Annotated in this window: 20 protein-coding genes; 12 read left to right on the top strand and 8 right to left on the bottom strand. The window is 69.9% G+C overall.

Features of this window, described 5'->3' with window-relative positions; translation table 11 throughout:
* Window positions 1–38: 38 nt before the first annotated feature.
* From pflA to QTI33_RS16455, 6 genes are all read right to left on the bottom strand, one after another.
* Entirely contained in the window at window positions 39–896 is an 858-nt protein-coding gene (gene pflA, locus QTI33_RS16480; protein WP_286507179.1) for a pyruvate formate-lyase-activating protein, read from the bottom strand.
* Window positions 897–914: 18 nt separating this feature from the next.
* Window positions 915–3,176, bottom strand: a complete 2,262-nt coding sequence (gene pflB / locus QTI33_RS16475; RefSeq protein ID WP_286507178.1) for a formate C-acetyltransferase — start codon at window positions 3,174–3,176, stop codon at window positions 915–917.
* 44 nt (window positions 3,177–3,220) lie between these two features.
* Window positions 3,221–5,284, bottom strand: a complete 2,064-nt coding sequence (locus QTI33_RS16470) for an ATP-binding protein (protein WP_286507177.1) — start codon at window positions 5,282–5,284, stop codon at window positions 3,221–3,223.
* Window positions 5,285–5,438: 154 nt separating this feature from the next.
* Window positions 5,439–5,837 (bottom strand): response regulator, encoded by a 399-nt coding sequence (locus QTI33_RS16465; RefSeq protein WP_286507176.1) that lies wholly within the window; start codon window positions 5,835–5,837, stop codon window positions 5,439–5,441.
* Between the two features lie 25 nt (window positions 5,838–5,862).
* Entirely contained in the window at window positions 5,863–6,909 is a 1,047-nt protein-coding gene (locus QTI33_RS16460) for a hypothetical protein (RefSeq protein ID WP_286507175.1), read from the bottom strand.
* A gap of 9 nt (window positions 6,910–6,918) precedes the next feature.
* Window positions 6,919–7,167, bottom strand: a complete 249-nt coding sequence (locus QTI33_RS16455; protein ID WP_286507174.1) for an RNA recognition motif domain-containing protein — start codon at window positions 7,165–7,167, stop codon at window positions 6,919–6,921.
* Between the two features lie 200 nt (window positions 7,168–7,367).
* On the opposite strand from QTI33_RS16455, the gene QTI33_RS16450 reads away from it, so the two are divergent.
* The 5 genes from QTI33_RS16450 to fabI are packed head-to-tail and all read left to right on the top strand — an operon-like array spanning window position 7,368 to window position 13,057.
* Window positions 7,368–7,940, top strand: coding sequence for a GNAT family N-acetyltransferase (locus QTI33_RS16450; protein ID WP_286507173.1), 573 nt, complete (start codon window positions 7,368–7,370; stop codon window positions 7,938–7,940).
* A gap of 56 nt (window positions 7,941–7,996) precedes the next feature.
* Window positions 7,997–10,156, top strand: coding sequence for a TerB family tellurite resistance protein (locus tag QTI33_RS16445; RefSeq protein WP_286507172.1), 2,160 nt, complete (start codon window positions 7,997–7,999; stop codon window positions 10,154–10,156).
* On the top strand, window positions 10,153–11,088 hold the full coding sequence (locus tag QTI33_RS16440; RefSeq protein ID WP_286507171.1) for a phosphate acetyltransferase: 936 nt from the start codon (window positions 10,153–10,155) through the stop codon (window positions 11,086–11,088). The genes QTI33_RS16445 and QTI33_RS16440 overlap by 4 nt, the downstream gene beginning before the upstream one ends.
* Complete coding sequence (locus tag QTI33_RS16435; RefSeq protein WP_286507170.1) at window positions 11,085–12,266, top strand: acetate/propionate family kinase; 1,182 nt, start codon at window positions 11,085–11,087, stop codon at window positions 12,264–12,266. The genes QTI33_RS16440 and QTI33_RS16435 overlap by 4 nt, the downstream gene beginning before the upstream one ends.
* An 11-nt stretch (window positions 12,267–12,277) precedes the next feature.
* Entirely contained in the window at window positions 12,278–13,057 is a 780-nt protein-coding gene (gene fabI / locus QTI33_RS16430; protein ID WP_286507169.1) for an enoyl-ACP reductase FabI, read from the top strand.
* A gap of 8 nt (window positions 13,058–13,065) precedes the next feature.
* Here the strand turns inward: fabI and QTI33_RS16425 are convergent, their stop codons facing one another.
* The gene (locus tag QTI33_RS16425; RefSeq protein ID WP_286507168.1) at window positions 13,066–14,703 is read right to left on the bottom strand and encodes a mechanosensitive ion channel family protein; all 1,638 of its coding nucleotides are present in this window, start codon (window positions 14,701–14,703) and stop codon (window positions 13,066–13,068) included.
* Window positions 14,704–14,822: 119 nt separating this feature from the next.
* Between QTI33_RS16425 and QTI33_RS16420 the strand changes: the two genes are divergently transcribed.
* From QTI33_RS16420 to QTI33_RS16405, 4 genes are all read left to right on the top strand, one after another.
* Window positions 14,823–14,993 (top strand): hypothetical protein, encoded by a 171-nt coding sequence (locus QTI33_RS16420; RefSeq protein ID WP_286507167.1) that lies wholly within the window; start codon window positions 14,823–14,825, stop codon window positions 14,991–14,993.
* Window positions 14,994–15,059: 66 nt separating this feature from the next.
* A complete protein-coding gene (locus tag QTI33_RS16415) occupies window positions 15,060–16,763 on the top strand; it encodes a SpoIIE family protein phosphatase (protein ID WP_286507166.1) in 1,704 nt (567 codons plus the stop codon).
* Complete coding sequence (locus QTI33_RS16410; protein ID WP_286507165.1) at window positions 16,760–19,222, top strand: response regulator; 2,463 nt, start codon at window positions 16,760–16,762, stop codon at window positions 19,220–19,222. Before QTI33_RS16415 ends, QTI33_RS16410 begins: the two co-directional genes overlap by 4 nt.
* Before the next feature lie 123 nt (window positions 19,223–19,345).
* On the top strand, window positions 19,346–20,005 hold the full coding sequence (locus tag QTI33_RS16405) for an FHA domain-containing protein (RefSeq protein ID WP_286507164.1): 660 nt from the start codon (window positions 19,346–19,348) through the stop codon (window positions 20,003–20,005).
* A 1-nt stretch (window position 20,006) separates the two neighbouring features.
* Here the strand turns inward: QTI33_RS16405 and QTI33_RS16400 are convergent, their stop codons facing one another.
* Window positions 20,007–20,918 (bottom strand): NAD-dependent protein deacetylase, encoded by a 912-nt coding sequence (locus QTI33_RS16400; protein ID WP_286507163.1) that lies wholly within the window; start codon window positions 20,916–20,918, stop codon window positions 20,007–20,009.
* Window positions 20,919–20,971: 53 nt separating this feature from the next.
* Between QTI33_RS16400 and QTI33_RS16395 the strand changes: the two genes are divergently transcribed.
* Genes QTI33_RS16395 through QTI33_RS16385 form a run of 3 tightly spaced genes read left to right on the top strand, consistent with a single transcriptional unit; the run spans window position 20,972 to window position 23,169 of the window.
* Entirely contained in the window at window positions 20,972–21,343 is a 372-nt protein-coding gene (locus tag QTI33_RS16395; protein WP_286507162.1) for a hypothetical protein, read from the top strand.
* Between the two features lie 36 nt (window positions 21,344–21,379).
* Window positions 21,380–21,889, top strand: coding sequence for a hypothetical protein (locus tag QTI33_RS16390; protein WP_286507161.1), 510 nt, complete (start codon window positions 21,380–21,382; stop codon window positions 21,887–21,889).
* A gap of 29 nt (window positions 21,890–21,918) precedes the next feature.
* Complete coding sequence (locus QTI33_RS16385; protein ID WP_286507160.1) at window positions 21,919–23,169, top strand: eCIS core domain-containing protein; 1,251 nt, start codon at window positions 21,919–21,921, stop codon at window positions 23,167–23,169.
* Window positions 23,170–23,179 lie beyond the last annotated feature (10 nt).

The following is a 23,179-nucleotide window of genomic DNA, read 5'->3' as shown; positions in this document are numbered from 1 at the left end:
TTCTCCTCGTTCTTCTTGGTTCGGGTCCGGGATTCGCTTCAGTAGACCGTGAGGCCGCGGCTGCGGAACTGGCCGCGCACCCTTTCGGCGAGTTCCGGCGACGGCGGCTCGACATCCTTCAGCGGGTAGTCGAGCCCGAGCCGCTGCCACTTGTCGCGCCCCATCTGGTGGAAGCGCAGGATCTCGACCCGCTCCAGCGACTTCAGGCCGGCGCAGACCTCGGCCACCTTCTCGACGTTGTCGAATCCGTCCGTGAGGCCGGGCACCAGCACGTAGCGCACCCACATCGGCCGGCCCAGATCGGAGAGCCGGCGCGCATAGTCGAGCGTCGGCTGCAGCGGCTGCCCCGTGACCTGCTGGTAGATCGCCGGGTCGCCCGACTTGATGTCGAGCAGGTGCAGGTCGATCTGGCTCAGCTCCTCGTCCGTCATGCGTTCGCCGAGGCGGCCGGAGGTGTCGATGCAGGTGTGCAGCCCGAGCTGCTTGCAGCGCCTGAAGATCTGCATCGCGAAGGGCTTCTGCACCATCGGCTCGCCGCCCGACAGCGTGATGCCGCCGCGGCTGATCTTCAGCACCTGGGCGTACTTGGCGATCTCGTGCATCGCCCGCGCCACCGTCACCGGCTTGCCGTTCTGGCGGTGCCAGGTGTCGGGGTTGTGGCAGTACTGGCAGCGCAGGAAGCAGCCCGTGAGAAAGGCGACGAAACGGATGCCCGGCCCGTCGACCGTGCTGCCCACCTCCCAGGAGTGGACGTAGCCGACGATGTCCTCGCCGGTGTCCGGCGCCTGCTCGAGATCGGCCGCGTGGATCGTGTAGTAGTCCTGCGACTTGGTGTCCGCCGCCCACTTGCGCGCGACGTGCAGCTCGTAGCGGCTGCCGCTCAGTGACTGGGCCATGTGGTGCTCCCGGCCGGCCTACATCGCGCCGTGGAAGGTGCGGTTGATGACGTCGAGCTGCTGTTCCTTCGTGAGCTTGATGAAGTTCACCGCGTAGCCGGACACGCGGATCGTGAGCTGCGGATAGTTCTCCGGATGGGCCATCGCGTCCTGCAGCGTCTCGCGGTTGAGCACGTTGATGTTGACGTGGAAGCCGCCGCTGGCGAAGTAGGCGTCGAGCGCGCCGGTGCCGCGCGCGAGGCGCTCCTCCTCGCTGCCGAGCGCCGAGGGCACCACCGACAGCGTGAGCGAGATGCCGTCCTCCGCATCGTCGTAGGGGATCTTCGCGACCGACATCAGCGCCGCCAGCGCGCCGTGCGTGTCGCGCCCATTCGACGGATTCGCGCCCGGCGCGAAGGGCTCGCCCTTCTTGCGGCCGTCCGGCGTGTTGCCCGTGCCCTTGCCGTAGACCACGTTCGAGGTGATGGTGAGCACCGATTGCGTGTGCACCGCGTTGCGGTAGCTCGGGTACATGCGGATCTTGTTCATCATCATCGACACCAGCTCGGTCGCGATGCCGTCGACCCGGTCGTCGTTGTTGCCGAAGCACGGGAATTCGCCGGTCGTCTGGTAGTCGACGATCAGGCCGCGCTCGTCGCGCACCGGCCGCACCTGCGCGAAGCGGATCGCCGACAGGCTGTCCGCCGCGTGCGACAGGCCCGCGATGCCGCAGGCCAGCGTGCGCAGCACGTCGCGGTCGTGCAGCGCCATCTCGATCGCCTCGTAGCAATACTTGTCGTGCATGAAGTGGATGACGTTGAGCGCGTTGACGTAGGTCTTGGCGAGCCAGTCCAGCATCGGGTCCAGCCGCTTCATCACCTCGTCGTAGTCGAGCAGGTCGCCGGTGACGGGCGCCAGCATCGGCCCGACCTGCTCGCCGGTCAGCTCGTCGCGCCCGCCATTGAGCGCATAGAGCAGCGTCTTCGGCAGGTTGACCCGGGCACCGAAGAACTGCATCTGCTTGCCCAGCCGCATCGCCGAGACGCAGCAGGCGATGGCGCAGTCGTCGCCCCACTTGGGCCGCATCAGGTCGTCGGACTCGTACTGGATCGAGCTGGTGTCGATCGAGATCTTGACCGCGAAGCGCTTGAAGCCCTCGGGCAGGCGCGGCGACCAGAACACCGTGAGGTTCGGCTCCGGCGCCGGCCCGAGGTTGTTGAGCGTGTGCAGCATGCGGAAGGCCGACTTGGTGACCAGCGTGCGGCCGTCCTCGCCCATGCCGCCCTCCACTTCCGTCACCCACACCGGGTCGCCGGAAAACAGCTGGTTGTATTCCGGCGCGCGCAGGAAGCGCACCAGCCGCCACTTGATGACCAGGTCGTCGATGATCTCCTGGGCCTGGGTTTCGGTCAGCGTGCCTTCGCGCAGGTCGCGCTCGAAGTAGATGTCCCAGAAGGTGGAGAGCCGGCCGGCCGACATGGCGGCGCCGTTCTGCTGCTTGATCGCGGCCAGGTAGGCGAAGTAGGTCCACTGCACGGCCTCGCGCGCATCGTTCGCCGGCACCGAGATGTCGAAGCCGTAGCGCGCCCCCATCTCCTTCAGTTCCTCGAGCGAGCGGATCTGCTCGGACAATTCCTCGCGCAGGCGGATGGTCTCCTCGGTCGAATGGCGCTCGTCGAGTTCGTGCTTCTCGCGCGCCTTGTCGGCCAGCAGGAAGTCGACGCCGTAGAGTGCCACGCGGCGGTAGTCGCCGACGATGCGCCCACGGCCGTAGGCGTCCGGCAGGCCGGTGATGACGTGCGACGAACGCGCCTTGCGGATCTCGGGCGTGTAGGCATCGAAGACGCCGGTGTTGTGCGTCTTGCGGTACTTGGTGAAGACCTCGACCAGCGCCGGGTCGGGCTCGTAGCCATAGGCGCGCAGGCTGTCTTCCACCACGCGCCAGCCGCCGAAGGGCATGATCGCGCGCACCAGCGGCGCGTCGGTCTGCAGGCCGACGATGATCTCGTTGTCGCGGTCGATGTAGCCCGCCGCGTGCGCGAGGATGCCCGACGGCACCTGCGAGACGCCGAGGATGCCCTTCTCGCGCTCTTTCGCGAGCAGCGGCGCCAGGGTCTTCCACATGGCCCTGGTGCGCGCGGTCGGCCCCTGGAGGAAGGCGTGGTCGCCCTCGTAGGGCGTGTAGTTGCGCTGGATGAATTCGCGCACGTTGACGCGGTCCTGCCACATGCCGGGCGTGAAGCCACGCCATGCACCCGCGGCCTTGCGGCCCGACAGGTCGAATGCGAACTGGGTTTCCATTTTTGTCTCCTTGTCTGGCGCCTGGTGCGCCTGCTTGGGTCGCCCTATGGCGGAGTTGCGATCACGTGGGTCGGGTCGTCGCCCCCGTCCAGGGCGCCCGGCCGCAGTTGCAGCGACGGCTCCGCAGCCAGGCCTGCGGCCTCGCAGAGCCGCACGAGTTCCGCGACCGAGTGCACGTCCACCTTTTCCATCACCCGCCCCCGGTGCTGCTTGACGGTCTGCTCCGCGATCAGCAGGTCGGCCGCGATCTGCTTGTTCAGGCGCCCCCTGACCACATGGCGCATGATTTCGCGCTCGCGCGGCGACAAGCGGGCGATCCGCTCCTTCGCCGCGTCCTGCGCCAGCGCGTGCCGGCGCTCGCCGGCATGGCGCTCGACCGCGCGGCGCAGCGCCGCGAGCAGGACCTCGCCGTCCACCGGCTTCTCGAGGAAATCGGCCGCGCCGCGCTTCATCGCGTCGACGCCGGCCGCGACATCGCTGCGCCCGGAGAGGAAGATCACCGGCGGCGCGGATGCGCCTTCGAGCAGGCGCCGATGCAGCTGCGGCCCCGAGAGGCCCGGCATCTGCACGTCGAGCAGGACGCAGGCCGGGTCGCCCGCCGGCGGGTTGGCGAGGAATTCCTCGGCCGAGGCGTAGCCGGCGCCGCTCCAGCCGGCACCGTCGAGCAGGCGCAGCAGGCCGCCGCGCACCTCGGGATCGTCGTCGATGACGCACACCACAGGCTGCCCGCCGGCCTGGCTCGCGCAGACGGCGGCAGCGGCGGCCACGGGCTCGTCGGCCGCCTGCCCGGTCGCATCGCCATCGATCGCGGCCGCCGGCAGTTCGACGTTGAAGGTCGCGCCGCCTTCCGGGTTCGACTCGGCCCAGATGCGGCCGCCGTGCGCCTCGACGATCGAGCGGCAGATGGCGAGTCCGAGGCCCAGCCCTTCCTGCCCCGTGGTCCAGAAGGGCTCGAAGATCGACCGCAGGTCCTGCGGCGCGATGCCCTTGCCGGCGTCGCGCACCGACATCCGAACCCTGCCTTCGTCGCCCTGCGTCACCTGCAGCCGGACCCGGCGCGTCGCCTGCGGTCCGCCCTGCACGGCCGCGGCCGCATTGAGCAGCAGGTTGAGGGCCACCTGTTCCATCTGCACCTTGTCCGCCAGCACCCAGCAGGCGGCGTCGAAGCAGGTCTCCAGGCACACGCCATTGGCCGCAAACTCGCTCTGCAGCAGCCGCTCGGCCTCGCCCAGTGCAACCGCGAGGTCGATGCGCTCCCGCCGGGTGTCGTCGCGGCGGATCAGGGCGCGCATGGTGCGGACGGTTTCGGCCGCGCGCTTGCCTTCGCGCACCACCGATTCGAGGATGTCCTGGATCGCCTCCGGCGCCGCGTCCCCGCGCGCGAGGTACTGGAGCCCGGCCTGGGCGTTGCTGAGGATGGCCGCGAGCGGCTGGTTGACCTCGTGGGCGATCGCCGCGGTGAGCGCGCCCACGCGCTGCACGCGATCGGCATGCCAGACGCGATGGCGCAGCTGCCGCACCTCCTCCTCCGAGCGCGCGAGGGCGACCGAACTGCCCAGCAGGTCGCCGACGATCCGCAGCCGGTCGACCATCTCGGGCGGCCAGCCGCGCGCCGCGCGCACGGTGGCGAAGGACAGCACGCTGGTCACGCGGCCGCCGACGCGCACCGGGATCGAGATGTGCGAGCGCAGGCCGGTGCGCCGGCAGTGTTCGGCCTCCTCGGCCGCCTCGGGCGGCAGCTCGTCCGGCAGGTTCGACATCGCCACGATGCGGCCGCTTCGCAGGGTGTCGACGAACCACCGGAAGGGGTACTGGAGCCGGCCGCGTGGCAAGGGACCGAAGGCGGCCGAACCCACGGAGCACAGCACGTTCAGGTAGTCGCCGCCGACGAACTCGGAGAAGGTGCAGCGGTCGCAGTCGAGGAACACGAGCAGCCGGCTCAGCGCCCGTTCGGTCCGGACCAGGAAATCAGGCTCCGCGATGTCGCCCAGGCGCTCGGACAGCTGGGCCAGCAGGCGCTCGAAGGCGTGCCGCTCCAGCAGGACGGCTTCCGCCCGCCCCGGTGCGGCGTGGACGGCCGCGACCGAACTGGCCTGTGCCTGGCGCATCGATTTCTCCTCGCGTGGATCGCGGGTTGTTGTACATGGCAGCCTGTCGCGGCGCCACCCGCAACGCTCCAGGCGTGCCGACGGCCGGAAATCCGGAAGATCATGATTCCCGACCTCGATCCCTGTCAAGCGAACAGCAAGGCCCATGCCATCCTCAGTTTGGGGTGCTTCGGCCATCGCCCTGCATCACCCACTCGATCGAATCGAGCAGGGCGGCCGCGTCGACCGGCTTGCGGAAGAAGGTCTGGGCGCCCAGCTCCCGCGCGAGTTGGCGCGCCGTCGGATCGTCGCTCGACGACAGGGCGATGACGGGCAGCACCTTGGCGACCGCCAGCAGCGCATTGCGCACCGCCACCTCGCACTGTCGCGCCCCCCAGACGTCGAGCAGCACGCAGGCGACACGCATGCCGCGCGCCTGGTCCAGGAAATCCGGCACCGAGGCGCAGGGACGGGCCTCCAGCCCGGCGGAGTCCATCAGGCGCGACATGCCTTCGCGCACCGAAGCGTCGCCATCCACGACGTAGACGATCCGGACGCTGGCTGACTTCGACATGGCGCATCGCCTTCCTGGTCGGCAGCTAGAGGTAGCGCTCGGCGTGGGCGAGCGGGTCCGCCTCGGCGGGCAGCTCGGCCAGCGGGCAGCGCACGATGGCGATCACCGCGACCACGCCCTCGCCGATGGCGAGTTCGGACAGCGTGAACGCGTTGAGCGGCCCCGGATGGGCCTCATCGACGCGCATGCCCATCCGGCTCAACCGCATCGGTATGCGCTGCAGGCTCACCTGCTGCTCGGGGTGGTCCAGGACGGCCTTGATGTGCCCCGTGTAGCTGGTCAGCGTGGCGACGCTGGCCTTGGTCTCGATGTAGTCGTGCACCGTCTCGTTGAGCTCGCGCTCCAGCGCGGCGATCTTCGAGCGCGTGTCCACCGTGTCTTCCAGCAGGCCGGCCGCGCCATCCACCGCCAGCTTCACCAGCCGCAGCCGGGCGGCCAGCCAGGCCTTGCGCTCGCCGAGGTCGGCGGCTTTCATGTCGAGGTCGACGATGCGCTTGAGCGCCATCTGGGCCAGGCGGCGGATGATCCGGCGCCCGACCTCCAGGCGCGTCGCTTCGAGCGTGGCCGACGGCGCGAACAGCCGATGGCCCGAGAAGCTGACGGTCACCTGCGGCACCTCGTGCTGCACCCGGTCGCCGTCCTGCTTGGGCGCCAGCACGGTGCGCTCCTCCCTCTTCATCGCCAGCAGCGCATAGGCCTCCCCGAGCTCGCGCTGCGAAGGCACGCCGAAGAAGGCGCGCAGCTCCTTGCTGCGCCCCAGCAAGGCCGGCACGTCGTCGGCCGAGGCGAAGAAGGCGTTCAGCCGCGGATCGTCGCTCCAGCCGGCGCGCGACAGCAGCAGCGGCTCCAGCGGCTGGCGCCCGATCTCGCGCAGGTGGGCGATGGTCTTGCGCACGCAGCCCTCGAGCTTCTCGGCGTAGCGCGACTGCAGGCGAATGCGCGAGTCCACCGTCTCGACCACCAGCTCGGTCATGTCGGCGACCAGTTGCTTCTCGGCCGCATCGTCGGGCTGCGTGCCGTCGCGCCCGAACAGGGCCGAGGCCACGCGGTCGAACAGCGCCGTCAGGTCCATGGCGGCGCGCTACCAGTCCATCTTGGGCACCCAGGCACGCAGCACGCGGCCCTGGTAGGAGCGCCCGTTGATGCGCTGCGCCAGGGCCTCGGCCTGCGCCCGCGGCATGTCGACGTCGATCAGCGCGCTCGGCGTGCCGGTCTCGTTGGCCAGGCGGATCTTGTCCGCCTCCGCGAAGGCGCTGAGCGCCTCGCGAATGCCTTCCTCGGTGACGTCGTCGGGCAGGTTTCCGATGACGATGTGCACTTGTTGTTGCATGTGGCGTCCTTCGATGCAAGCGGCAGCGGGTCGACCGGGACGGGGCCGCACGTCTGGGAGGCCCTACGCTAGTCCCTGCCCGGCGGGGCGAAAATCCTACTTTGGTTGGATTCACATGGCGCGCGGCGCGGGCGCAAGCTCAGGCCATCCGAACATGCCCGGCGTCAGCCCGCCGCGGCGCGAACCCCAGCGACCGACTCATGAATGCAGCCGAGTACCTTGCGTTCGAAACCCTGCGCGATGGCCGGCCGGTGCGCATCCGCGCGCTGAAGCCGGCAGACCGCGCGTCGATGCTGGCGGCGGTGGAGCGCATCGGCGACGCCTCGCTCTACCGCCGTTTCTTCGCCCCCAAGCACCACTTCACCGACGCCGAGATCGCCTACTACATCGACGTGGACTTCGTCGGCCACGTTGCGCTGGTCGCCGAACTGGAGGAGAACGGCGCACCGGTGATCGCCGGCGGCGGCCGCTACATCGTCTCGGCACCGGGCTGCGCGGAGATGGCCTTCGCGGTCGACGACCCGCACCACGGACTCGGCATCGGCACGCTGCTGATGCGCCACCTGGCGCGGATCGCCAGGGCGGCGCAGCTGCAGACCCTGAAGGCCGAGGTGCTGGCGGACAACGCGCCGATGCTGGCCGTGTTCCGGCGCAGCGGCCTGCCGGTCACGCTCGTGCGCGACGGCGGCGTGACGCTGGTGCGCATGGACTGCCGCCACGATTCTGAAACACAGGGCGAGGACGATCGGGCTTCGCCGCCAGGAGTGCATTGATGGCCAACAAAGCCCCTCCCCCTTCCGCCTCGTTCCCTTCTTCCCCGTTGTGGCCCATGCAGGCCGCCCAGGCCGCCGCCGAATACGGCATCGATGCCTGGCAGCGCAGCATCCTCACCATGGACGTGCTGCGCGAGCGCGGCAACCAATACCTCGAACACACCAAGTCCGGCAAGCCGCCGGTGCTGGTGTTCGACTACGAAACGGTGCTCGACGCACGCGAGTTCCCGAAGCCCGCGAACTACGCGCTGGTGCGCATCAAGCCCGATGCCAGCCACGCGAAGACGGACGCGAAGAAGCGGCCCTTCGTGGTGATCGACCCGCGCGCCGGCCACGGGCCGGGCATCGGCGGCTTCAAGATGGACAGCGAGATCGGCATCGCGCTCCAGCACGGCCATCCCTGCTATTTCGTGATGTTCTTTCCGTACCCGATGCCGGGCCAGACCATCGAATCGGTCTGCGCCGCCGAGATCGCCTTCATGAAGAAGGTCAACGAGCTGCATCCCGACGCCGACGGCAAGCCCTTCGTGATCGGCAACTGCCAGGGCGGCTGGGCGCTGATCATGCTGGCCGCGCTGGCGCCGCAGCATGTCGGCCCGCTGCTGCTGGCCGGCTCGCCGGTCTCCTACTGGGCCGGCGTCGAGGGCAAGAACCCGATGCGCTATTCGGGCGGCCTGCTGGGCGGCACCTGGCTGGCCTCGCTGGTCGGCGACCTCGGGCACGGCAAGTTCGACGGCGCCTACCTGGTCAACAACTTCGAGAGCCTCAATCCCGCCAACACCTACTGGAGCAAGCTCTACAACCTCTATGCGCAGGTGGACACCGAGCGCGAGCGCTTCCTGGAGTTCGAGAAATGGTGGGGCGGCCTCTTCCTCATGAACAAGGAGGAGATGGAGTGGATCACCAGGAACCTCTTCGTCGGCAACAAGCTCTCGGCCGGCGAGGTGGAATCCTTCGACGGCAAGCACCGGGTGGACATCCGCAACATCCGCACGCCGATCGTGGTGTTCGCCTCCTGGGGCGACAACATCACGCCGCCGCAGCAGGCGCTGAACTGGATCCCTGACGCCTATGCGAGCGTGGACGAGATCCGGCTCAACGAGCAGACCATCGTCTACTGCCTGCACGAGAAGATCGGCCACCTCGGCATCTTCGTCTCGGCCGGCGTGGCCAAGCGCGAGACCTCGGAACTGGCCAGCGCGCTCGACCTCATCGAGACGCTGCCGCCCGGCCTCTACGAGGCCGTGATCCAGGACACCCAGCCCGACATGCCCGGCCTGGCCTACCTGGAAGGGCGCTACCTGATCCAGTTCGTGCCGCGCACCATCGAGGACATCCTGGCCTTCGACGACGGGCGCGAGGACGAAAAGGCCTTCGAGGTGGTCGACCGCGTGGCGCAGATCAACCAGGGGCTCTACGACACCTTCGCCTCCCCGCTGGTCAAGGCCATGAGCAGCGAGGCGAGCGCCGAACTGTCGCGGGCCACCAACCCGTCGCGCATGGAGCGCTGGGGCTTCTCCAACCTCAACCCGTGGATGTTCTGGGTCCAGGCCATGGCCGAGAACGTACGCACCCAACGGCGCGCGGCAGCGCCAGACAATCCCTTCACGAAGGCCGAGCGCGAGGTGTCCGGCCGCATCGAGCAATCGCTCGACCGCGTGCGCGATGCCAAGGATGCCATGTCGGAGCGCATGTTCAAGGCCATCTACGAGGCGCCCTGGCTGGCGGCGGCGGTCGGCCTGGGCGCCGACGCGCTGGGCCGGCGCGGACCGCCCTCGGCCACCTGGGAGCAGGACGAGCTGAAACGCCTCAAGCGGCAGGAGATCGAATCGCAGTTCGAGAGCGGCTCGCTGCTCGATGCATGGGCACGGATGCTGCTTTACGTACGGCGCGAGGAAAACGTGGTCGACGAACGTCCCTACAACCTGATGCGCCGCATGATCGACGAGATGGAGCCCGAGCACCGGCCGGCGCTGGCCGCCGTCAAGGCGGCGATCAAGCGGCAGGCTTTCGTCGTCGCGCTCGACGAGGAACGCGCCATCGCCGCGCTGCCGGCGCTGATCCCCGAGATGCACCATCGGCGCAAGGGCGTCGAGGCGGCGCGCAAGGTGGCGGGCGCGCGCGGCAAGCTGTCGGCGCACCAGGAGGAGCGCTTCCGCCGGCTGGCGAGCGTCCTGTCCCTCGATGCGCCGGTGCGACCCAGGAGAGCAGCATGAGCCACGAGAAGTACGACCGGCTGATCGAGGTCGCGAAGGCCCTCGACACCATTCCCACCGCCGTGGCGCATCCGTGCGACGTCAGCTCGCTCTCCGCCGCGCTGGACGCGGCGCGGCTGGGCCTGATCCGGCCGATCCTGGTCGGCCCCAGGGCCAAGATCGAAGCGGCGGCCAAGGAATGCGGCCAGGACCTGACTGGCTTCGACATCGTGGATGCGCCGCACAGCCACGCCGCCGCCGCCAAGGCGGTCGAACTGGTGCAGGCCGGCCAGGCCGAGGCGCTGATGAAAGGCAGCCTGCACACCGACGAGCTCATGGCCGCCGTGGTGCGCAAGGACACCGGCCTGCGCACCGCGCGCCGCATCAGCCATTGCTTCGTGATGGACGTGCCCGGCCATGACGACGCGCTGATCATCTCCGACGCGGCCGTCAACATCTCGCCCACGCTGGAGGAGAAGGTCGACATCGTGCAGAACGCGATCGACCTGGCACACGCGCTGCGCCAGCCCGAGGTGCGGGTCGCGATCCTGTCGGCGATGGAGACGGTCAATCCGAAGGTGCCGTCGACCGTCGAGGCCGCGGCGCTGTGCAAGATGGCCGACCGGGGCCAGATCACCGGCGGCATCCTCGACGGACCGCTGGCGCTCGACAACGCCATCGACATGGCAGCCGCCGGCATCAAGAAGATCGTCTCGCCGGTGGCCGGCCGCGCCAACGTGCTGATCGTGCCCAACCTCGAGGCCGGCAACATGCTCGCCAAGAGCCTGAGCTTCCTGGCGCAGGCCGATTCCGCCGGCATCGTGCTGGGCGCGAAGGTGCCGATCATCCTCACCAGTCGCGCCGACTCGGTGACCGCGCGGCTGGCCTCCTGCGCGGTGGCGGTGATGGTCGCCCACGCCCGGCGCGAGAGCGCGGCGAAGGCCATCCAATGACCGACGCGATCGTCGTCCTCAACGCCGGTTCGTCGAGCCTGAAGTTCTCGGTGTTCGCGGGCGGGGACGCGCTGCCCTTCGTGGTCGGCGGCCAGGTCTCGGGCCTCTACACCGCCGCGCCGCGCTTCGTGGCGAAGGACGCCGGCGGCAACGCGATCGCCGAGAAACACTGGGACGCCGGCGCCAAGCTCGACCATCATGGCGCGATCGCTCACATCGTCGAATGGCTGCGCGCCACCTACGGCCACGCGCATCACCTGAGTGCGGTCGGCCACCGTGTCGTGCACGGCGGCATGGACTTCGCCGCGCCGGTACGGGTCGACGGCGAGGTCGTGACCCGGCTCGAGAAGCTGATCCCGCTCGCCCCGCTGCACCAGCCCCACAACCTGGCGCCCATGCGGGCCCTGCTGGAGCACGCGCCCGGCCTGCCGCAGGTGGCCTGCTTCGACACCGCCATGCATCGCTCCAACCCGGCGCTGGCGCAGATGTTCGCGCTGCCGAAGGCGCTGTCCGACGCCGGCGTGCGGCGCTACGGCTTCCACGGCCTGTCCTACGAATACATCGCCTCGGTGCTGCCGCGCTTCGACGAGCGCGCCGCGCGCGGCAAGACCGTGGTGCTGCACCTCGGCAACGGCGCCAGCATGTGCGCCCTCGATGCCGGCCGCAGCGTCGCCAGCACCATGGGCTTCACCGCCGTCGACGGTCTGCCGATGGGCACGCGCTGCGGCGCCCTCGACCCGGGCGTGATTCTCTACCTGATGGACGAGCACGGCATGGACACCCGCGCCGTCGAGAAGCTGATCTACAGCCAGTCGGGCCTGCTCGGCGTCTCGGGCGTGTCGAGCGACATGCGCGAGTTGCTGGCGTCCGAGCAGCCGCAGGCCCGGATGGCGGTCGACCTCTTCGTCTATCGCATCGGACGCGAACTCGGCTCGCTCGCCGCCGCCCTCGGCGGGCTCGACGCCATCGTCTTCACCGCCGGCATCGGCGAGCGCGCCAGCGCCGTGCGCGAGCGCATCTGCGCCCAGGCCGCCTGGCTGGGCATCGCGCTCGACCCCGACGCCAATGCCGGGGGCGGCCCCCGCATCAGCACGCCGGACAGCCGCACGGCCGCCTGGGTGATCCCGACCAACGAAGAACTGATGATCGCCCGCCACACGCGCGATCTCCTGGCCTGAGGACGAACGCCATGCCGCCACCGCACAACCCCGTCCTCGCCGGCATGAAGGCGCTGGTGGTGGGGGTCGCCAACGAGCACTCCATCGCCTACGGCTGCGCCAACGCCTTTCGCAGCCTCGGCGCCGAGCTGGCGATCACCTACCTGAACGAGAAGGCGCGGCCGCACGTCGAGCCGCTGGCGAAGGCGCTCGATGCGCCCATCGTGCTGCCGCTCGACGTCGAGCAGCCCGGGCAGCTCGAAGCCGTGTTCGACGCCATCGCCGACCGGTGGGGCCGGCTCGACATCCTGGTGCATTCGATCGCCTTCGCGCCCAAGGCCGATCTCCAGGGCGGCCTGCTCGACTGCTCGGCGGAGGGCTTCCAGCGCGCGATGGACGTCTCCTGCCACTCCTTCGTGCGCATGGCGCGGCTGGCGACGCCGTTGATGACAGAGGGCGGCACCATGATCGCCATGAGCTACCTCGGCGCCCAGAAGGTGGTGCCCAACTACAACGTGATGGGGCCGGTGAAGGCCGCGCTGGAGGCCGTGTGCCGCTACCTGGCGTACGAACTCGGCCCCAAGGGCATCCGCGTGCATCCGGTGTCGCCCGGCCCGCTCAAGACCCGTGCGGCCTCGGGGCTGAAGGATTTCGACCTGCTGCTCAACGAGGCCGCGAGCCGTGCGCCGGTGGGCGAGCTGGTCGACATCGACGACGTCGGCTTCGCCTGCGCCTACCTGGCGACGCCGTACGCGCGCCGGCTGACGGGCCAGACGCTGTTCGTCGACGGCGGCGTGAACATCATGGGCTGAGGCCGCGTTCAAGGCTGGCGCGCCGGCGCCGCGTACCACTGGCCCTTCTCGACCACCACGGCCTGTGCCGGCTGGCCGAGGAAATGCGGCGACATGATCTGCACGCCGTAGGCATTGAACTCGTCCTGGATGCTGGCATGCAGGGCCGACTGGGTCGGAATGCGCTCCAGCGGCTTGTCGATGCTGACAAAGAGTTCGTACTCGACATAGAAGTCCGACAGCGCGCGCTGGTAGACGTAGGGCACGGGCGTGGCGCGCACGCCCGCGGTCTTCTTCGCGGCGCCGATCAGGAGTTCGTGGACCTGGCGCCAGGGCGCGTCGTAGCCGATGGTGATCTTGGTGGTGAGCAGGGTGCCCTGGGTGCCGGCGAGCTTCGAATAGTTGTGGATCGGGTTCGAGATCACGACCGAGTTCGGAATCGTGATCTCCTCGTTGCGCACGTTGACGATCTTGGTCGCCAGCGAGGCCACCTCGGTCACCACGCCCTGCACGCCGTTGATGTCGACGAAGTCGCCCTTGTGCAGCGAGCGCGAATAGACCACGACCAGGCCGCTCATCGCCTGGGTGACGAGGCCGGTCGAGCCGAGCGTGACCATCAGGCCGAACAGCACCGAGAGCCCCTTGAACACGTCGCTGCTCGCGCCCGGGAGAAAGGGGTAGGCGATGGCGACGCCGAGCGCCCAGGCCAGCAGGGTGAAGATCCGGCGGGTGGCGGGCACGGTCTCCATGTGGACCAGCGGCAGGCGCAGGCGGCCCTTCTGCACCGCATCGAAGAAGTAGCCGAGCACGTCGACCCCGGCGCGCGTCAGCATCAGCACGATGAAGACGGTGACCAGCCCGGGCAGGCTTTCCAGCGAGCCCTCGGCCAGCCATTCGAGCTTGCCCAGCAGCCAGTTGCCGAGGCTGTGCGCGATCGGCGCGGTGGCGACGAAGCTGGCGAGCACGCAATACACCCAGAAGTAGCCGATGGCGAGCAGCGCGACCCACTGCACGATCTGCATGATCCCGACGGCGAGCCGGGCCAGGAACTCGCGCCAGTCGACGTAGGGAAAGCGTTCGGCGAGCACGTCGCGCCTTTTTTCCATCCACTCGACCGCCTTGGCGCTGACCCGGTAGACGATCCAGACCAGGACGCCGAGCACCAGGGTGGCCACCAGCGTGCTCAACAGGCCTTGCAGCAGCAGCGGCTTGCTGCGCGCCTGGCGCCAGGCGGTGCGGACCTCCTCCAGCCGCGCCCGCGTCTGCAGCACCAGCGCGTCGAAGCTCTGCTTGGCCTCGACGTCGACGTCGCCTTCGAGCACCGAGAACAGCGGCAGGTCGCCGAGCAGGAACTGCACGCCGTGCGCCTCGCCGAGGTTGAACGGGATCTGGTTCAACGGCAGGTCCACGGCCTCGTCCGGCAGCGCCCCGACCCGCTCGCGGGCGCGCCGCACGCGCGCCTGCGGGGTCGAGCCGGCCAGGCGCGCGCGCATCGTCAGCACCTCGCGATTCAGGAACCGCAGGGTGGCCGGCTCGTCGACCTGATCGGCCGCGACCGCGCCGGCGATCGGCGGGTGCGCCGCGGCGGCCGTGTCGGCCGCGACAGCGCCGGCAGCGCCCAGCGCGAGCAGCGCGCCCAGCAGCGCGCTCGCCAACATCCTGCTCATGCCCATGGTCTTTCCTCTCGCACGTCAAGGCGCCGGCCCGGGCAGGTGATCTCGACTTGCCTCATCGGGCCTCCCGTTGGCGAGCGTACCATCCGTCTTCGCATCCTCAGGAGGCCCCCATGCCCGACGACAAGGCGAAGTTCGACAAGGAAGCGCTGTCGCTGATCGAGTCGCTCAAGGGCCGGCGCAAGCCCGCCAAGCGCGCGCCGCGGTCGGCGGCCGCGCCCGCGGGCACCCAGCCGGCGGCCAAGGACAAGGCGGTCATCCGACGGGCGACGGGCCGCTTCTAGGCGACTTGCCAGCGCGCCCGCCGGCTCGGAGAATCCCCTGTCTGCACAGCAACGCTGGCGGACCTGATGAACCTCGATGTTGCCCCTCCCGCCGCGATGGTGGTGGATGACGAGCCGGTGACCCGCCTGCTGGTCAAGCGCGCACTCGAAAGCCTCGGCTGCGCCCCGGTGCTGGAGGCGGTCGACGGCGTCGACGCCCAGCAAGTCCTGCGCGCCCACCCCGGGATCGCCCTGGTCCTGACGGACATCATGATGCCGCGCATGGACGGCCTGGAACTGCTGCGCTGGGGACGCCAGGCCGTGCCGGACGCCATGTGGATCGTCCTGTCGGGCCTCGAGACCTTCGACTCGGCCGTGGCCGCCATCCGGTTGGGGGCGTTCGACTTCCTGCCGAAGTCGCCCCGCGCCGAGGAAATGGGGGTCGCGGTGCGCAATGCGCTCGAACGGCGGCAACTGCTGGCCGAACGCGAAAGGCTGCACCGGGAACTGCAGCGCAAGGTCCGCGAACTCGAGGAGACCTCCGAGGTGCTGCGCCGCGACCTCGAGCGGGCCGAGGTGATCCAGCGCGCCCTGCTGCCGCGCAGCCCGCCCCCGATGGAGGGCTTTTGCATCCAGGCGCTCTACCGCCCGGGCCAGCACGTGGGCGGCGACCTCTACGACGTGGTCCGGCTGGGCGAGCGGCACCTCGCCTTCTACCTGGCCGACGCCACCGGCCACGGCGTGACCTCGGCGATGCTCTCGGTGCTGTTCAAGCAGCGGCTGGTGCTGATGGATCCGGCGACCGGCCTCGCGCTGCCGCCGGCGGAAGTGCTGGCCGCGGTGAACCGCTCGATCTGCGAGGCGCACGCCGCGCCGGGACTGTTCCTGACGGCCGTCTTCGGCCTGCTGGACACCTCGGACGCGAGCCTCACGCTGGCTTCGGCCGGCCATCCCCCGGTGCTGCACACGCGCGACGGCCGGCCGGCGCGCCTGGTCCGCCGCACCGGGCCGGCGCTCGGGCTGACACCGGACGCGCACTTCGGGCAGGAGCGTCTGCAGCTGCTGGCGGGCGACCGGATCCTGCTCTACACCGACGGGCTGCTGCCCTCCGGCTCGGAACGCGACCTGGCGTTGCTGCAGCAGGTGCTCGCCAGTCCGCTCGCCAGCGCGCAGGACGTGATGACGCAGCTCCACGCCGGCGCGCCAGCGGGCGCGGAACGCGACGACGTGACGATCCTGCTGGTCGACGCGCACGCGGGCGCCTCCTGGTTCGACAACGGCGCCGGGCTCCCTGCGGCGACGGCATCCGGGGCGCCGCGCATGGAGAGCGAGGTGGTGTTCTACGGCGAGTCCGACCAGGCCGCCCACCTCGCGCTGCGCGGCCGGGCCAGCTGGCTGCACTGCGACGCCTTCCACGAAACGGCCCTCGCCGTGCTGGATGGCGGACGTCCCCTGGTGCTGGACCTCTCCGGCTGCGAGTACATGGACAGCACCTGCCTCGGCACGGTCCACGAACTGGTCGCCCGGGGTGCCGTGGCGCTCACGGGAGTCACGCCCGGCGTGCGCGCCCTGTTCGAGGAACTGAGCATGGCGCAGGTGCTGGCCGCGATCCGCGATCCCGGTCCCGCCGCGCCCGCGCTCTATGCGCTCGGAACGCAGGACGTGCGGGCCGCCGTGCAGCAGCGCATCCTGCAGGCGCACGAGGCCCTCTCGGCGCTGAGCGAACGCAACCGCGAGGCGTTCAGGGAGGTCGTCGAATCGCTGCGCGGCGATCAGGACGCAGGCCGATGACCACCGCCATTCGCGTGCTGCACCTGGAGGACGACCCGGCCGATGCGCAGCGCATCCGCGGCACGCTGCAGGACGAGGGCCTGGACTGCGACATCGTCTGGGTCCAGACCCGGGAGGACTTCGTCCGCGCCCTGCAGCGGCAAACCTTCGACCTGGTCCTGTCCGACTACGAAGCCGGCGGCCTGGAGATGCTGCACGCGGTGCGCCAGCGGCAGCCGGAGGCGCTCTTGATCGTGCTGTCGACCCGCCTGATCAGCGAGGAGGAGGCGGTGGAATGCATGAAGGCGGGCGCCACGGACTACGTCTTCAAGGAGCGGGTGCGGCGGCTTTTCTACTCGGTGCGCCGGGCGCTCGCCGAACAGCGGCAGAAGACGACGCTGCGCCGGGCGGAGGACCAGCTGCGGGCCCTGAATGCCGAGCTGGAGGCGCGCGTGCACCTGCGCACGGCCGAACTGGAAACGGCCAACGCGTTCCTGAACTCGGTGATCCACCACATTCCCTACCAGGTCATGGTCAAGGACGCCGCCGACCTGCGGCTGGTGCGCGTCAACCGCCGCATGGAGGAACTGACGGGGCGCAGCCAGGAGGAGCTGCCGGGCAAGACGGTGGACGACTTCGTCAGCTCCAAGGCAGAGGCCGACTTCTTCACGGCCAAGGACAAGGAAGCGCTGGCGCTGGGCCGCGAAGTGGACATCCCCGAGGAGACGCTGCATGCCAACGATGGCAGCGTGCGCGTGCTGCACGCGAAGAAGATCCCGATCCTCGACGAGGCCGGCCGGCCGCGCTACCTGCTGACCATGTCGGAAGACGTGACGGAGAGGAAGAAGCGGGAGCGCGAGATCGAGCGGCTGAATGCGGCCCTGGCGCAGCGCAGCGCCGAGGTGGAGGCCGCCACCCGCGCCAAGAGCACCTTCCTGGCGACCATGAGCCACGAGATCCGCACGCCCATGCACGGCATGCTGGGCATGCTGGAACTGCTCGGCCTGACCGAGCTGGACCCCGAGCAGCGCGAGACGCTCGCGCTGGTACGGGAATCGAGCCGGTCGCTGCTGCGCATCATCGACGACATCCTCGACTTCTCGAAGATCGAGGCCGGCAAGCTGGAGATCCGCCCCGAGGTCGCCTCGGTCAAGCGCCTGGTCGAGGAGGTGCAGAGCATCTACCTCGGCAACGCCAGCAGCAAGTGCCTGATCGTGCGCCGGATGGTCGACCCGCGCGTCAGTCCGGCGCTGCGCGTCGATCCGGTGCGCCTGCGCCAGATCCTCAACAACTTCGTCAGCAACGCGATCAAGTTCACCTCCGAGGGCTGGATCGACATCAACGTGCAATGGCTGGGGCGGTCGGAGGGATTGGAGCGCCTGCGCTTCGAGGTGAAGGACACCGGCATCGGCATCTCGCCCGAGGACCAGCAGCGCCTGTTCCAGCCGTTCAGCCAGGCGGTCGGCGAGCAGGCGCGGCGGCGCCCCGGGGGCACCGGGCTGGGGCTGGTCATCTCGCGGCAGCTGGCGCAGCTGATGGGGGGCTCGATCAGCCTGGACAGCCGGCCGGGGAGCGGCACGACGGTCATCCTGGAGCTGTCGCTGCCCGTGGCCGATGCCCTGCCGGAGGGCGCCGAGAGCGTGCGTGCCCTGCCGGCGGCCCTCGCCATGCGCCGCGCGGCCCCCGACCCCGCGCAGGCCGCGACCGAAGGCACGCTGGTGCTGCTGGTGGACGACCATCCGGTCAACCGCATGCTGCTGCTGCGCCAGGTGCGGACGCTGGGCTATGCCGCCCAGACCGCCGACGACGGCGCCCAGGCCCTGAAGATGTGGCAGGCGGGCCGCTTCGGCCTCGTCATCACCGACTGCCACATGCCTCACATGGACGGCTACGAACTGGCGCGCGCCATCCGCAGCCATGAAGCCGCATCGGGCGGCGGCGCTCGCGTGCCGATCGTCGCCTGCACCGCGAACGCGCTCCAGGGGGAAGCCGAGGCCTGCCTCGCCGCCGGCATGGACGATTTCCTGGTCAAGCCGGTCGAGCTGGCGCGGCTGACCCAAAAGCTCGATCGCTGGCTGCCGCTTCCGCAGGTGCCGCCGCCCGCCGCGCCCGGCGGCGCAGGCCCGGCAGCCGCCGCGGCCGACCCGATCGACGAAGCGCTCCTCGCGGCCAAATGCGGCGGCGACGGATCGATGGTGGAAGAGGTCCTGGCGACCTTCCGGCGAACCTGCGAGGACGACGCGGCCGAACTGCGGCAGGCGGTGGCCGCCGACGACGCCGCCCAGGCCACCCGGTTCGCCCACCGCATGGCGGGGGCCGGCAAGATGGTCGGTGCGCTCGCGTTCGCCGCCGCCTGCGAGGCCATCGACCGCGCCAGCCGCAGCGGGGAATGGAAGGCGGTCCTCGCCGGCATGCCGGCCTTCGAGCAGGAACGGATGCGCCTGGCGGCCTATTTCGCGGGCCGCAGGCAAGCGGCTTGACGGCACGCGGGTGGGGGCCGGCGATGGCTGTATCAGTTCGTCTCATTGCTCTCTTCATGTGACGACCGCCAGCGGGCATGGCCGTGGCGAATACCATCGCCACTCAAGGAGGGACTTCGAGCGATGCCGACTCTGATCGTGACCAAGAACGGCATTGCGCTGCGCAACGTGCGGCTGCTCGAAGGCGAGTTCAGGATCGGGCGCAGCCTGAGCAACCACCTGGTGCTCCCGAGCAACACCGTCAGCAAGACCCACGCCGTCCTCACGCGGCTCGGGCATTTCGTCACCCTGCACGACCTTCACAGCACCAACGGCACGCTGGTCAACGGCGACGACGTGGCGCTGCGGCCCTTGCTGGACCGGGACGTGATCCAGATCTGCAACTACGAGATGATGTATCTGGAGCGGGACTTCGCATCGGCCGAGATCATCGAAGATCCGCAGCCCGAACCCGTCGAGGAAACCACGGAAACGCAGCGGGCGCCCCTGGAAAGGCCCCGGGACGTCGATGCCGGCGGCCATCGCATCGGCGGCTCGCGCGGCGCGCGCTGGGTCGGCAATGGCGTGGCCTTCGCGCTCCCCGTGCAAGGCCGCGAGATCGAGGCGCTGATCACCGACGACGCGCTGGCGGCCCATTTCGGTGCCTACGTGCACGCCTCGGATGGCGCCAGCCGCGCGGTGAGCGCGTACGAAGAAAACCACGTGGCGATCAACGTGGCCGCCTGGTCGCGCTACGACGCCACGCACCGTGAACCGATCATCGTCCGGTCTTCCGATTTCTGAGTCAGGCCGCCAGCTGCTCGGCCAGGGCCGTCAAGGCGTCGCCCACCGGCTGCGCGACCTTCAGCGCCAGCAGATCGTCGGCCCGTGTGCGGCCGAGGTTGACCGCCGCCACCGGCTTGCCCGCGGCCACGGCCGCCTGCACGAAGCGGAAGCCCGAATACACCATCAATGACGAGCCGGCGACCAGCACGGCGTCGGCTTCATGCAGTGCCGCGTAGGCGGCTTGCACGCGCTCGCGCGGCACGCTCTCGCCGAAGAACACCACGTCGGGCTTGAGCATGCCGCCGCACAGCGGACAGGCCGGCACCTCGAAGCTGGCGAAGTCCCGGCCTTCGACATCCGCATCGCCGTCGGGCGCGGCGCGGGCTTCCAGTGCGGCCCACGCCGGGTTGCGCGCCCGCAGCGTCTGCTGCATCCGGGCGCGCGGCGTGCGCGTCTCGCAGCCGAGGCAGCGCACCGTGTCGATGCGGCCGTGCAGGTCGATGGTCTGGCGGCTGCCCGCGGCGTCGTGCAGGCCGTCGACGTTCTGCGTCAGCAGCAGTCCCACGCGACCGGAGGCCTCGAGCCGGGCCAGGGCCCGGTGCGAGGCGCCGGGCCGGGCGGTCGCCATGGTCGGCCAGCCGACGAGGCTGCGCGCCCAGTAGCGGCGGCGCGTGAGTTCGTCACCGGTGAAGGCCTGGTACGTGACCGGCGACGGCCGTTTCCAGTCGCCGTTGAGGTCGCGGTAGTCGGGGATGCCCGAATCGGTGCTGCAGCCGGCGCCGGTCAGCACAAAAAGGCGGCGGTGGCGCGCGGCGAAGTCGGCGAGCAAGGTGGAGGCGTCCATGGCCACCGAGCATACGGCGGCCGGCGCCGCCGGGCAGACATGGGCAGTGCCATCGTAGGACAGGACCGTCAGAAGGCGGCCTCGCATCGACAACTTGCGCGCCGGGCGATAGCATGGTTCGTCAATGCGTTGGAGGTGTCGTGAAAACCCTGGTCGCCGCAGCAGTCGGACTCACGATGGCGGTGTCGTCCACGGCATTCGGCCAGCCCCGGAATGCGCCGCCGCCTCGCCATGACACGTCCGCGAACGATGCAGCGGCCGCCCTGGCGGCCGTCGCGATCGGCGGCGTCATCGCGGCAGCGATCGCCAAGGACCGGGAGCAGCCTCAGTACGCGTACCCCTACCCGCCGCCCTACGGCCACGGCGCGCGGCCCTATCCACCACCGCCGCCGCCCACCGACAACGTGTCCTTCTCTCCGGCGCCCGGGGTCATGTGCTACGGCGCCCAGCGCGCCTGCTTCCGGGGCATGATGTATGCGGCGGACTGGTCGGCGCAGGTGTTCCGGTATTGAGGGCGGCGAATGAGGAACATCGCCTGCCTTCTTTGCATGGCGGCGCTGGTCGGCTGCAGCGCCGCCCCGCAGCAGGACGGCGCCAAGCCCCAGCCGCCGGCGCTTTCGGCGCCGATGCCGCCACCAGCCGCCCCTCCCCCCGCCCCTCCACCCGACGGCGCGGAGAACCAGGCCGGCAAGGCCGCCGTCATGAAGGTTCTGGTCGACACCATGGCCCCCTGGTGGACGCCGGAGCAGCGTGGGCTGCTGTTCTATATCGGCTACTACAGCGCGGCGTCGGCGATGTGCGACACGCTCGAAATCGACCAGGCGAAGGTCGACACCTTGATGCGCACGAAATTCCTGCAGCCACAAGGCAAGTCCAAAGGCCCGGCCGCAGTCAATGAGCTGCGCTTTCGCAAGGAGATCTTCCTGATGCACCTGGGCATGGTGACCGGCGCCGTGATGGGCTCGCACCGGGGCGACCTGCCGGGGTTCTGCAACGATGCCGCCGACATGAAGGTCAGGATTCCCGGCGCATCCAATCTGTTCAAGCTCTCGAGGTAGTCCGAGCGGCGCAGCTTCGAGGGGTGGCCATGCAGACTTTCGCGGCGAAGCCCAAGGCACATCCGGACTTGTCGCCGGCCGCGTCGATGCGGCTCGGCCGGCTCCCGCCGAAGTCGGCGATCGACCCGCCGGGAAGCGCGTTCGAACGGGAAGCGGATCGCGTCTCGGAGCGGGTGACGCGCATGGCCGATGCCGAACTCCCGGCCGCCGCGCCCCTGCGCGCCAGCCGCATCGGGTCCGGGGTCCGCGAACCGGTCGAATGGCCGCCGATCGTCCGCGACGTGATGCAGTCGCCCGGCCGTCCCCTCGACGCGCCCACCCGCGCCTTTGTCGAGCCGCGCTTCGGGCACGACTTCAGCCATGTCCGCCTGCACACGGATGCGCAAGCCGCGGACTCGGCGCGCAGGATGAACGCGCGGGCCTATGCGGCCGGCGCCCACCTGGTGTTCGGCGCGGGCCAGTACGCGCCCGCGACCGCCTCGGGCCGCCAGCTCCTCGCGCACGAATTGACCCATTGCGTCCAGCAGGAACAGGGCTCGAGCGATGCCACCCCCGTCATTCAGCGCCAGGCCCTCTCCGACGCCGCCACGCCGGAAGCGCTCACGTTGCATGCCTGGGACGCTGGCGGGCCGGCGTACGGGCTTCGCAACAGGATCCAGGCCCTGCTGGACAGGGCAGGCGCCACGTACACCGACTATCGCGACGCCATCCGGGCCGCCACGCCGGCCGAAAGGCAATTCGTGCTGGAGAGGAGAAGCATGCTTGCCGACATGAAGAACGCCCTCGGCTTCAGAGAGCTGGCCCGCTGCGTGGAACTGCTGGGCAGGCGACCGCCGACCTTCGACGAACTGCGCAGGAACCGCGTCGTGGCCGAGGCGATCCAGTCCGCCTGGGATGCGTCCAACGTGGGCTCCCGCGATCGCGTGCTCCAGGCCCATGAAGAGGGCGGCTGGGTCTTCCTCAACCTGATCACGGGCCAGCTGTCCATCGAACGGGCCAAGGCGGAGGGCACGAACTACATCAGGGTCGAACCGCCTCCCGATGTCGACGACAGCGTGTTGGTCGCCATTTTCCACACGCATCCGGACCTGGGCCGACCTGCCCCGCCCAGCCGCCCGGACCTGAGGGAGGACAAGCGGCGTGGCGTGCCGAATCTGGTGGTGGGCAACACGGGAACGAAGATCACCGAGTACCAGATCCGCCTGTCGGGCCCGCCCGCCCGCCTGCACCTGGCTTCCGATACCAAGATCCCCGGGCCCAGTGGCGGCATCGCGCCCTGAGCGCCACGCC

Source organism: Variovorax davisae (assembly GCF_030316845.1).
Taxonomy (GTDB): Bacteria; Pseudomonadota; Gammaproteobacteria; order Burkholderiales; family Burkholderiaceae_C; genus Variovorax; species Variovorax davisae.
The sequence above is the reverse complement of the archived record's forward strand: the minus strand, read 5'-3'. Positions and strand labels throughout refer to the sequence as shown.